The organism is Arthrobacter sp. R4, assembly GCF_051365025.1.
Classification (GTDB): Bacteria; Actinomycetota; Actinomycetes; order Actinomycetales; family Micrococcaceae; genus Arthrobacter.
In genome coordinates this window covers 123,480-135,480 of the sequence record NZ_JBLWIJ010000022.1, presented here as the reverse complement: position 1 = coordinate 135,480, position 12,001 = coordinate 123,480, and the positions used below count along the sequence as shown (strand labels likewise).

At 68.3% G+C, this 12,001-nt stretch carries 6 protein-coding genes; 3 read left to right on the top strand and 3 right to left on the bottom strand.

Annotation, left to right across the window (positions count from 1 at the left end; translation table 11 throughout):
• Nucleotide 1: 1 nt before the first annotated feature.
• Entirely contained in the window at nt 2-2,683 is a 2,682-nt protein-coding gene (locus ACLKOZ_RS14630) for a bifunctional acetate--CoA ligase family protein/GNAT family N-acetyltransferase (protein WP_436475995.1), read from the bottom strand.
• 89 nt (nt 2,684-2,772) lie between these two features.
• On the opposite strand from ACLKOZ_RS14630, the gene ACLKOZ_RS14625 reads away from it, so the two are divergent.
• Both ACLKOZ_RS14625 and ACLKOZ_RS14620 read left to right on the top strand, forming a co-directional pair.
• Nucleotides 2,773-5,280, top strand: a complete 2,508-nt coding sequence (locus tag ACLKOZ_RS14625; RefSeq protein WP_436475993.1) for a DNA gyrase/topoisomerase IV subunit A — start codon at nt 2,773-2,775, stop codon at nt 5,278-5,280.
• 9 nt (nt 5,281-5,289) lie between these two features.
• Complete coding sequence (locus ACLKOZ_RS14620; protein WP_337351450.1) at nt 5,290-5,808, top strand: DinB family protein; 519 nt, start codon at nt 5,290-5,292, stop codon at nt 5,806-5,808.
• Nucleotides 5,809-5,814: 6 nt separating this feature from the next.
• On the opposite strand, the gene ACLKOZ_RS14615 is transcribed toward ACLKOZ_RS14620, so the two are convergent.
• Nucleotides 5,815-6,807 carry a GNAT family N-acetyltransferase gene (locus ACLKOZ_RS14615; RefSeq protein ID WP_436475990.1) on the bottom strand — a complete coding sequence of 331 codons (993 nt, stop codon included), beginning with the start codon at nt 6,805-6,807 and terminating at the stop codon, nt 5,815-5,817.
• A gap of 164 nt (nt 6,808-6,971) precedes the next feature.
• Between ACLKOZ_RS14615 and ACLKOZ_RS14610 the strand changes: the two genes are divergently transcribed.
• Nucleotides 6,972-8,489 carry an FAD-dependent monooxygenase gene (locus tag ACLKOZ_RS14610; RefSeq protein WP_436475988.1) on the top strand — a complete coding sequence of 506 codons (1,518 nt, stop codon included), beginning with the start codon at nt 6,972-6,974 and terminating at the stop codon, nt 8,487-8,489.
• A gap of 2 nt (nt 8,490-8,491) precedes the next feature.
• Here the strand turns inward: ACLKOZ_RS14610 and cydD are convergent, their stop codons facing one another.
• Nucleotides 8,492-12,001 (bottom strand): thiol reductant ABC exporter subunit CydD, encoded by a 3,510-nt coding sequence (cydD, locus tag ACLKOZ_RS14605; RefSeq protein ID WP_436475986.1) that lies wholly within the window; start codon nt 11,999-12,001, stop codon nt 8,492-8,494.

Here is a 12,001-nt window from a genome sequence, read left to right as displayed (position 1 = left end):
GTCAGCCCAGCATGGCACGGCGGGCGCTGTCCGTACGCTGTGCCGCGTTCCCGATCCGGACGTCCGCCGCAAGGATTGCCACGCCCTGCGTTCCGCACAGCACCGGGTTGAATTCGACGAGGGATATCTCCGGGTGGTTGTCCTTCATCCACGCCACCCGGCCGGCGAGTTCCTCCAGGGCTCCCACATCCACCGCGGGAAGGCCCTGGTAGCCGAAGAGCTTGCGGGCCGCCCGGGGACTGCGGATGAAGTCTTTGACGTCGGCAGCGGACAGCGGCGGCACCCGGTGGGCCCAGTCGTCCAGCAGGTTGACGGCGTCGCCGGCGAGGCCGAAGGAGATCACCGGGCCCAGCAGCGGGTCCTCGATGGCCCGGAAGGTGCACGCCTGCCCCACGGGCGCCATGGACTGCACCTCCAGTGAGGGCGCGCCATAGGGTGCCAGCGAGCGCCGCATCTGCTCGATGTTCCGGCGCAGCGATTCGGCGTCCTCGATGTCCAGGCGCACGCCGCCCAGGTCAAGACGGTGCCGGAGCCCGGGGTCGGTGGTCTTGACTGCTACGGGCCACCCGAGCGCCTCCGCGGCGTCAACGGCCTGGTCAGCCGTTTCAAATCCGACGGAGGGCAGGACTCGGATCCCGTAATAAGCCAGAAGGGAAGCGGCTTCACCCTGGTTGAGCTGTTTGAGCTGCTCACCGTGGACATCGGCAAGCAGTTCATCCAGGCTTGCACGCGCCCCCTCCGGATCGCATCCCACGGGTTCCACGAAATGGCCTTGGTCGCGCGCAACCCATTCGGCATACCTGACCACGGCGGCGAGCGCGGCCACAGCCGCCCCGGGATTGGAAAAGCACGGTATGGCCGGTGCCTCGCCCACCATGCCTTCCACATAGATGGAGGGGTCCAGGATGCCGGTGAATGCGGCCACCACGGGTTTCCCGGCTTCAGCGGCACATTCGGCCAGCACCCCGGCGATGTTCTCCACGGTGAGGCCCCGGGCCGGCAGGAGGGCCGCCACGACGGCGTGCACGTGCTCCGAAGCCAGGGTGTCCTGGAGGCTGCGCCGGAGAGCAGGCAGGGCAAGGGACATACCGGCGTCCAGGTCAAGGCCGGTGACGAGCGAGCCTACGCCCAGGCCGTTGGCCACTGCACTGTCGGCCACGACTTTGCCCAACGCCTGCGAATTGCTGAGGATGGCCAGTTCCGGGCCGGCCGGCAGGGGCTGTCCGGCAACGATCTGCGCCACGTCCATCAACTGCTCGATCGTTTCCACCCTGATGACGCCTGACTGGCGCATCATGGCATCCAGGGCGCCCGCAGGCGCTTGGGTGGTCCGGACAGCGTGCCCGGGCGGCAGGCGCAGGCCCATGGTTTCGGACTTGGCCACAATCACCGGCTTGGTGCGCGCCAGCCGCCGGGCCAGGCGGGAAAACTTCCGGGGGTTTCCGATCGATTCCAGGTAGAGTGCCACCGCCGTGGTGTCGGCGTCGTCCTCCCAGAACTGCATCATGTCGTTCCCGGAGACGTCCGCCCGGTTGCCCGCCGACAGGAACGTGGAGATCCCCATCCGGCGCCGGCTGGACGCCGCGTAGAGGGACACCCCAATGGCAGCTGACTGACTGAAGAGGCCCAGGCCGCCCCGCCGGGGCAAGGTGGGCGCCATCGAGGCGTTCAGCGAGACCTCCGGGTGGGTGTTGACGATGCCCAGTGACGCGGGCCCGATGACGCGCATTCCGTTCGCCCGTGCTTTCCGGACCAGTTCGCGCTGCCGGGCGAGGCCGCGTTCGCCGTCGTCCGCGAAGCCTGCAGAGGCGACCACCACGCCCTTGACGCCGGCAGCGGCACACTCGTCCACCACGGTGGAAACTTCCTCATACGGGACGGCGATGACCGCAAGCTGCACCGGACCGGGTACCTCGGCCATCCGGCCGAAGGAAAGCATGCCGGCGAGCTCCAGCGCTTCGGGATTGATGGCGTAGACGGGACCGGTGAAGCCGCCTTCGATGATGTGCTCCAGCAGCTGGTAGCCCACGGTCCCCCATTTGCGGCTGGCACCGACCACGGCAATGGACGACGGCGTCAGCAGGTCGCGCACGCTCCTCGCCTCGGCACGGTGCTCGCGTGATTCCATCACGGCCCGGGACTTGTCCGTGGGCCCGATGTTGAACTCGAGGCTGACCACGCCGTCGTCGAAGTGGCGTTTGACGTCGTAACCGGCGTCGGAGAAGACCATCAGCATTTTCCGGTTTTCCGGGAGCACTTCGGCGCTGAACCGGCGGATCCCGTTTTCCTGGGCGGCAGCTGCGAGGTGTTCGAGCAGGATCGAGCCGATGCCCCGGCCCTGGTGCGCGTCGGCGATGTTGAAGGCGACCTCGGCCTCGGTAGGGTCATCAAGCCTGTCGTAGCGCCCGATCCCGATGATTTCGCCGCCGATGGTGATCACGAACGCCACCCGGTCCTTGTAGTCCACCTCCGTGAAGCGTTTGAGCTCCTTGCTGGAGAGCCTGGCTTTGAAGGCGAAGAAACGCATGTAGATAGAGTCCTGGGACTGGCCTGTATGGAAGGCCTGCACGGCGTCGGCATCGGCCGGATGGATGGGCCTCAGATGCGCTGTTCCGCCGTCCCGCAGGACGACATCGGCTTCCCAATATTCCGGATATACGCCGTCCCCGGGCTGATCCACCATAGGCTTAGCCTAGCCAAAAACTCCCGCGGCACACCCCGGTGCCGCCAATCAGTGCAAAGACCAGTACCCCAGAAGGATTTACCAGCCCCATGGCCCGCCGCCAAAGTCCAGCCCCAGCAGTGGATTCCAGCTCCGATTACACCGAGCACATCGTGGACATCGACGTCACGTCCGAGATGGAAGGCTCCTTCCTGGAGTACGCCTATTCGGTGATTTACTCCCGGGCCCTGCCTGACGCCCGCGACGGCCTGAAGCCGGTGCAGCGCCGGATCCTGTACATGATGAGCGAGATGGGCCTCCGCCCGGACCGCGGCCACGTCAAGAGCGCCCGTGTTGTGGGCGAGGTGATGGGCAAGCTGCACCCGCACGGCGATACCGCCATCTACGACGCCATGGTTCGCATGGCCCAGGACTTTTCGCTGCGCCTGCCCCTCATTGACGGGCACGGCAACTTTGGCTCGCTCGACGACGGCCCGGCAGCCCCGCGGTATACCGAGGCCAGGCTCGCGGCGGCAGCGCTGACCCTGACGGACCACCTCGACGAAGACGTGGTGGATTTCGTCCCCAACTATGACAACCAGCTGACCCAGCCAGACGTGCTTCCTGCCGCGTTCCCGAACCTGCTGGTCAACGGAGCCACCGGCATCGCAGTGGGGATGGCCACCAACATGGCCCCGCACAACCTCGTGGAGGTGATCTCCGCGGCGCGGCACCTGATTGCCCACCCTGACGCCACGCTGGATGACCTGATGCGTTTTGTACCCGGCCCGGACCTTCCCACGGGCGGCCGGATCGTTGGCCTGGACGGCATCCGCGATGCCTACGCCACCGGCCGTGGATCGTTCAAGACCCGGGCGAAGGTGGAGATTGAACAGCTCTCCGCACGGCGAACGGGCCTGGTGGTCACGGAACTGCCCTACATGGTGGGGCCGGAAAAGGTGATCGAGAAGATCAAGGACGCCGTCAACGGCAAGAAGCTGACCGGGATCAGCGACATCGTTGACCTGACCGACCGAAAGCACGGGCTGCGCCTGGTCATCGAGCTCAAGAACGGGTTCAACCCCAATGCCGTGCTCCAGCAGCTCTACCGGTACTCCCCGATGGAAGACTCCTTCGGCATCAACAACGTGACCCTCGTGGACGGCCAGCCGCAGACGTTGGGCCTGGTGGCGTTGCTGTCGGTCTATGTGGGGCACCGGATCGACGTCGTCCGCCGCCGCACTGTGTTCCGGCTCGGCAAGAAGAAAGACCGCCTGCACCTGGTGGAGGGCTTGCTGGTGGCCATCGTCGATATAGACGAGGTCATCCAGATCATCCGATCCTCCGACGAAGCCGCGGCTGCCCGGGTACGGCTGATGTCCATCTACGACCTCTCCGAGATCCAGGCCAACTACATCCTGGAGCTGCGGCTGCGCCAGCTGACCAAGTACTCCCGGATCGAGCTGGAGAAGGAACAGGACGAACTGCGCCGCGAGATCGCGGAACTGGAGGCCATCCTCGGCTCCGAGGAGCGGCTGCGCGAACTGGTTTCCACTGAACTGGGCGAAATCGCCGAAAAGTACGGCACGCCCCGGCGGACCGTGCTGCTTGAGTCCGAGGCCGTCTCCCCCACGGTGGCCGCTGCATTGGCTGCACCCAATGGCAAGGGCAAGGCGGCGCCACTGGCCCTGGAAATCGCCGATGATCCCTGCTGGGCGATCCTGACGGCGTCCGGGCAGATCGCCCGCACGTCCAACCAGGAGCCGCTCGCGGAATCGGGTCCGCGGTCGAAGCACGACGTCTTTTTGTCGGTCGTCAAAACCTCGGCCCGCGGAGAAATTGCCGCCGTGACGTCGCAGGGACGGATGCTTCGGCTGCAGGTCATGGACATGCCGGTCCTGCCCCCGATGTCCGGACTGCCGAACCTCGCCGGCGGAGTCCAGGCCCGGGAGTTCATCACCTTGCTCAAGGGCGAATCCTTGGTGGCATTCGCTCCCCTGGACCAGGTCCTGGCCATCGGCACTGCCCAGGGCGTGGTGAAGCGCGTCCAGCCCGATTACCCCCTGAACCGGGAGGACTGGGAGATCATTGCCCTCAAGGATAAGGACCAGGTGGTAGGTGTTGCGCCCGCCGCTTCCGAGGAGGAGGACCTGGTATTCCTGACCCGCCAGGCCCAACTGCTCCGCTTCGGAGCCGGGACGGTCCGCCCGCAGGGCAGGACGGCCGGCGGAATGGCCGGCATCAAACTGGCCTCCGGTGACCAGGTGGTGTTCTTCGGCGCGGTGGCGCCCGGGGACGACGACGCCGTGGTGGTCACCATCGCCGGAACGAACGGAGCGCTGCCCGGAACGGCACCCGGCGCAGCGAAGGTGACGGCTTTCGCCGAGTACCCTGCCAAGGGCCGCGCCACCGCCGGGGTCCGGGCTCACCGGTTCCTCAAGGGTGAAGACACACTGCTCCTTGGCTGGGCAGGCCACGGTCCGGCGAAGGCATCATCGTCGTCCGGCGTGGCCCGTTCCCTGCCGCAGGAGCACGGCAGGCGGGATGGTTCGGGCATCCCGCTGTCCCAGCCAGTTGATGTGGTGGGTCCTGCCATGGCCTGGCCGGATCCGGCCTAGACTGCTGCCATGGTTATCGTTCCCGATGTCAAAGACTGGACCTGGGTCCTTTCCCGGCCGTGCCCGGAATGCTCCTTCGACGCCTCCACCGTTACACCGGCCACGGTTCCCGGCACGGTGCAGAATATGCTTCCCCGGTGGCGGGCAGTGCTCCGCCGCCCTGACGTGGCCGACCGCCCGGACGAGGCCACGTGGTCCCCGCTCGAGTACGCATGCCATGTCCGCGACGTCTTCACCCTCTTTGACCAGCGGCTGAATCTCATGCTCGACGCCGATGACGCCCGGTTCGAAAACTGGGACCAGGACCAGACCGCCGTCGAGAAGGATTATGCGAACGCCGACCCGGCGGTCGTCAGTGCAGAGCTGACCGCGGAAGGCGAACAGGTCGCCGAGTCCTTTGCCGGCGTCAGGCAGGCAGAGTGGGGCCGTAAAGGCCTGCGCAGCAACGGCTCGGAGTTCACGGTACTGACACTCGCGCAGTACTTCCTGCACGACGTCGTCCACCACCTCCACGATGTGGACGGCTGAGCGGGCTTAAACCTCTTTGTCCCACGCCATGCTGGTGTTGACCGGCCGGTAGCCCATCTTGGTGTAGAGGGCCAGCGCGCCCGTGGGGTTTTCCGAATCGACGTCCAGGGAGGCCACGTCCATGCCGGCGTCGGTGAAACGGCGCATGGCGTCGGCGAGGAGGGCCTGGGCGATCCCCCGCCCGCGGTATTCGCGCCGGACACCGAGCAGTTCCGTATACCCCTCGCGGATGCCGCGTTGGACGGCGATGTCGGGGTCGTGGCTTGCCAGCTGGTAGCCCGCCACTTGCCCGGTGCTGCTGTCCAGGACCACCGTGCTCAGGTCGGGACGGGCCTGCGGGTGGTTCACCGTGAAATTCCAGGACTCCTCGTCCCGCGGCTCGCTTCCCCAGTGGTCGCGGAACGCGTCGTTGTGCGCCAGGCGGACCGGCTCGTGGAGGCCCGGCACCATGCCGGCCAGTTCCAGGCCGTTGCCGAGGACGTTCCCCGGCAACGGCTGGTTGAGTGGCCGGTGCATTTCATTGAAGTAGCGGACCACGGCATACGCCGACGACTCAAGCAGCCTTCCCTGGTGGTGGTGCTGCTCTTCGGTGCCAATCCTCAACAATGGCACTTGCCGGGTTCCGTCGTCGGGAAGGTCCGCGGCGAAACGTCGCCGGGTGCGTTCCTCCAGCCAGCCAAGCAGCGCCCTGCCTATCCCGCGGCGCTGCCAGTCCGGGTCCACGCAGCCGAAGCCATGGGCTTTCCCAGCCCCCGGGTTGCGGGAGATCCGCGCATAGGCCCGGGGAACGCCGTCGTCATCCAGGCCCAGCACCGTGTTCTCGGCTGGCGGGTTTTTCCGGGATTCCACCTGTTGCTGCAGGTCAGCCTCCCGCTCGAACCAGACGGGATTCTCCACGGCGGCAGTCCGCGCAATCAGGGCCGCCCAGGCCGGTACGTCGGATGCTGTTGCCGGCCGCCACCGGAGCCCCGGAAAGTCCACTGTGAGTTCCTGGTTCATTGGAACAGGCTAACCCAGGGATGTTGCGCGTGAAGCCAGCCTCCCAGCCGATCCGCAGACCGCTTCCATTTCCAATGTATGCCCTCCTTGGGGGCTTGCGGCAAGCCCCCAAGGAGGGCGCATAATCGCCGGACGCCAATACGCAGGGAAACGGGGGCAGCACTATGACTGAAAGTGTGTCGAGGAATGCGGAGCACGCCGTGGTGATCACCGGAGGAGGTCCGACCGGGCTGATGCTGGCGGCAGAGCTGGCGTTGGCGGGGGTCGACGTTGCCGTTGTCGAGCGGCGCGCCAGCCAGGACCTCCCCGGTTCGCGCGCCGGGGGTTTGCACGCGCGCACGATCGAGATCTTCGACCAGCGTGGAATCGCCGACCGGTTCCTTGCTGAGGGGCAGGTGGCCCAGGTCGCGGGCTTCGCCTCGGTCCGCCTGGACCTGAGTGACTTTCCAACCCGGCACAACTATGGGCTCGGCCTGTGGCAGAACCACATCGAGCGCATCCTGGCCGGTTGGGTTGGCGAGCTGCCGGTGACTTTCTATCGGGGACGTGAGGTGACCGGTTTTGTGCAGGACACAGCCGGCGTCAACGTTGCTCTCTCGGGCGGGCAGTCCTTGCGGGCGGCGTACCTGGCCGGGTGCGATGGTGGACGCAGCCTGGTCCGTAAAGCAGCGGGTATCGACTTTCCCGGCTGGGATCCGACGACGAGTTCCCTGCGCGCCGAAGTCGAGATGACCGAAGAACCTGAACTGGGCATCCGCCGCACACCCTCCGGCACGCACGCCCTCGGCAAGGTCGAATACCAGATCAAGGACGGAGAAGTCATCTACAAGCCAGGTGGGACCGTGGGCGTGGTGCTGACCGAGCCGCACATCGGCACGGGCGAGCCCACCCTGCGCGATCTCAGTGAGGGCCTCATCGCCGTCTACGGGACCGACTACGGGGTCCACAGCCCGACGTGGATCTCCCGGTTCACCGACATGACCCGGCAGGCCGCTGCCTACCGGCAGGGAAGGGTCCTGCTGGCCGGCGACGCGGCGCACGTGCACTCCCCGGTCGGAGGCCAGGGCCTGAACACCGGCGTGCAGGATGCGGCGAACCTGGGCTGGAAGCTGGCCCAGGTGGTCAAGGGAACGTCGCCGGAGAGCCTCCTTGATACCTACCATGCCGAGCGCCACCCGGTCGCTGCCCGCGTCCTGCGCAACACCATGGCGCAGGTCGCCCTCATGCGCGTCGATGACCGCATCGAGGCGCTGCGCGACACCGTGGCCGAACTGCTGGGCATGGACGAGCCACGGAGATACTTCGCCGCCATGATGTCCGGCCTGGACATCCATTACGACCTCGGCGAGGGCCACCCGCTGCTCGGACGCCGCATGCCCGATCTCGACCTCGCCACTGCCGACGGCCCGCTGCGGGTATTCTCCTTACTGCACGATGCCCGGCCTGTGCTGCTCAACCTCGGTGAGCCCGGTGGCTTCGACACCGTTCCGCGACCGGACCGGGTCCAGTTGGTTGACGCCACCTACGAGGGCGCCTGGGAGCTTCCGGCGCTTGGGCCGGTCCCAGCCCCCACTGCCGTCCTGATCCGCCCCGACGGCTACGTGGCCTGGGTGGGAAGCCCCGGCCGGCAGGGCCTTGGAGACGCGCTCGCCGCCTGGTTCGGAGCGCCGGCCACGGCATAGGGTTACGACGCCGGCACCATGCCCGGGCGTTGTACCGCACCGGGAAATTCCGGCTGGGCAAGGTCCAGGAGGTCGTCCTCCGGGCGGATGTCAGCCAGGTTATGGGTTACCAGGACGACCGTCCGGTCCGCCAGTCCGGACCGCAGGTCTGCCAGCATGGCCCGTCCCGCTTCGGCGTCCAGGTGGGCCGTCGGCTCGTCCAGGAGGATGACCTCGGCCCCGGTCATCAGTGTCCGGGCAACAGCCAGGCGCTGCCGCTCGCCGCCACTGAGGAACGAGCCTCCCGGCCCGATCCTGGTGTCCAGCCCTGCCGGGAGGCGCGAAACAAGTTGGCTGAGGCCTACGGCAACGAGGGCCGCTGCCATCTCACGGTCAGCTGTGTCCGGCTCTTCCGCAGCGGGGCGGCCCAGCAGCAGGTTGCCGCGGAGCGTGGAGTCGAACAGGTGCGCCTCTTGGGGGCACCAGGCAGCCCGTCCGGTCACGCGGACCTGGCCGGCGGCCGGCGAGAGGAAGCCAAGCAGCACTGACAGCAGCGTGGATTTCCCGGCGCCGGACGGCCCAGTGACTGCCAACCAGCGTCCGGGGGCCGCTGAAACACTCAACCCGGTGAACACGGTGTCCCCGCCGGGCCAGGCTGCTGCCACTCCCTCAAGCTCCAGGCCCGGCGCCCCAGCGGCGCGGGCGTCACGCCGCACGACGCCGTCGGCGGCTGTGTGGGCGGTGGCTCCTGTGTCGGCGTCGGATGCCGGTGGCATGCCCTCGAGGGCGCCGGAACGGCCGATCCTGCGCATGACGTCGCGGAAGGCTGGAAACTGGCGGACCGCCGTCGTCATGGCTGCGTAAGGTTCGACCAGCGCTAACTGCAGCAGGACAATCACGGCGGCCGTGGCAGGCGCCAGTGATCCGGCGAGCACCTGGGGGGCTGCAAGGACGGCGACGGCCAGCGCGGCCACCCCGCAGGCAGCTGTGGTCACAGCCTGTCCCAGTCCTTCAGCCCAGGCGGAACGTTGGGAAGCCCTGGTGGCTGCCCGGTCCTCAGCGGTGAGGCCCCGGAGCACCCTGGAGGATACGCCGTTAGCATGGAGCTCGGCCCGGGCATCCAATGCCGCGGACGTTCGTCGGAGCACGCCGTCGCGTAGGTCTTGCTCCGCCGCCGCCGATTTCCGGTCCGCCCACAACGCCGACGCGGGGGCCAGGACCAGGCTGGCGGCTGCGGCCGCCGCCACGGCAGGAAGCGCTGCAGGCACCAGCAGGCCAGTCGCGGTGAGTGCCGCCGCAGCAACTGCAGCCGCTGTCACAGGGGGCAGGACCACCCGCGGGAGCAAGTCCCGGACGGTGTCGACGTCGGTGACCACCGAGCCCAGGACGTTGCCGCCCTGCAGGAGCCGCCGAAGGGACAGTGCGCGGCGGCTGAGTGACTCCCACAGGCGCCCGCGGAGCCGCGTAAGGGTGGAGAACACCGCATCGTGCACCAGGAGGCGTTCCCAGTAGCGAAGGACGGCCCGGCCGATGCCGAAGAACCGCACGCCGACGATGGCGGAGAGCAGGTACAGGATGGGCGGCTGTTCGCTCGCCCGGATGATCAGCCAGCCGGAGAGCCCGGACAGGGCGGCGGCGAAAAGTGCCGCCAAGGTTCCCACCACCGCTGCTCCGGTGAATCGCCCCGCGACGGGCGCGAGGAGGCGGGCCAGCAGTGGGCCCGTAGCGCGGCCCCCGTCCCGCCAGGACCTTCCGCTGGCCGCTGCCGCCGCAGCTGCGGACGTGCCTTGTGCGGCACCGTCGCTGTCCGCCGGGAGTACGGCCTCCGCGCCTTCCGGCGCCCGGTTGACCGGCGCGGAAGCATCCGTGATGCCTTGGGCCGACACGGGCACCACGTAGTCCGCCAGTGCCCGGGTGCGGGCGTCATGTGCCACCAGGATGACAGTGACCCGCCCGCGAAGCGCCAGGATGGCAGCCTCCACCTGCGCCGCCGAGGCGCTGTCAAGGTGTGCCGTGGGTTCGTCGAGCAGGAGCACCGTAGCGCCGGACCTGACGCGTGCCAGCCCGCGGGCCAGCGCCACGCGGCGCAGCTCCCCCGGGCTCAGTTCGGCCGGGTGTTTATGGGCAAGGTGGCCTGCGGAGGCTGCGGCGAGGCATTCGCGGGCCGTTGCTTCGTCGGGGGCCGCTGCGTTCCTTCCGCCACCGAGGTACAGCGCCACTTCGTGGAGGACCGTTGCCTGCACCATGACCGGGTGCTGCGGCACCCAGGCCACGCTGTCCCGGTCGAAGCCGGCAAGCCGGCCGCTGATGGCCGTGCCGTTACCGTCGCCGATCGTCCCGGCCAGCACGCCCAAAATGGTGCTTTTCCCCGTGCCGCTGGGGCCATCCAGTGCGGTGATCTGTCCGTACGGCGCAGTGAAGGTGAGAGGCCCGACGGCGGCCGCGGACCTGCCCGCGTAGGTCACCGTGAGTGCGGTAACGCTCACTCCCCCGCCAGCTGCCGCACCAGCCGCGGCATCGCCGTCGTCCTCAGGGCCCGTGGACTCCGCGCCCCCGGCCGCGGCCCCGCCCTTGGCCTCGCCGGCCGGCAGCGGCCGGGGCTCGGGTGCCGAGGTGACCGCCCTCGTTTCTGCGAGCGCCGCACGGCCGTCGTCGCTGGCGTGGTGTGCGGTGCCCAGTTCGCGGAGCGGGAGGTAGCAGTCCGGCGCGAGGACCAGGGCCAGGAGGCCGGCCTCCAGCGGCATGTCGCCGTGGACAAGGCGCACGCCGATGAAGACTGCCACGACTGCCACGGAGATCGTGGCGATGAGCTCCAGGGCCAGTGCCGAGAGGAACGCGGTGCGCAATGTCCCCATGGTCCGGGACCGGTACTCCTCGGAAATCTCCTCGAGGGCTTTGCGCTGGGCTGTTGCGCGTCCCAGCCCCACCAGAACAGGAAGGCCCTTGGCGAGCTCGAGCATGTGCGCGGAAAGGCGGGACAGGGTGGCCTGGGCAGCCCGGACGTTGTCCTCCGTGTACCGGCCGATCAGGACCATAAAGAGGGGTACCAGCGGGACAGTGAGGACAATGACCACGGCGCTGACCCAGTCGGCGAACAGTATCCGGGCCCCGAGAAGCAGCGGAATGGCCGCGCAGTTCACCAGTGCGGGAAGGAACTGCGTGTAGTAGCTGTCCAGCGCATCCAGCCCGCGGGTGGCCAGGACGGCCAGTCCGCCGTCGGCAGGTCCGGCTGTGCGGGCCCCGTTCCGCAGCGCCCGGGCGAGCAGCCCGTACCGCAGCTCCTCTTTGACGCCGAGGGCGGCGCGGCGGGCAGCCACCGCCTGCGCCCAGACAGTGACGGACCGCAGGACGACGCCGGCCATCCCCCAGCCGAGTCCGTCCGCCCACGCGGGGTCCGCTGCGGCCAGGCCCGCAAGCATGGAGGCGACCGCCTGCCCCATCAGGACAAGGGACAACGCCTTCAGCGCCGCCAGGAATCCCAGCCAGTAGATCGCTGAGCGGGTAACGGGGCCGGAGGGGAAGCCTGGGCGCAC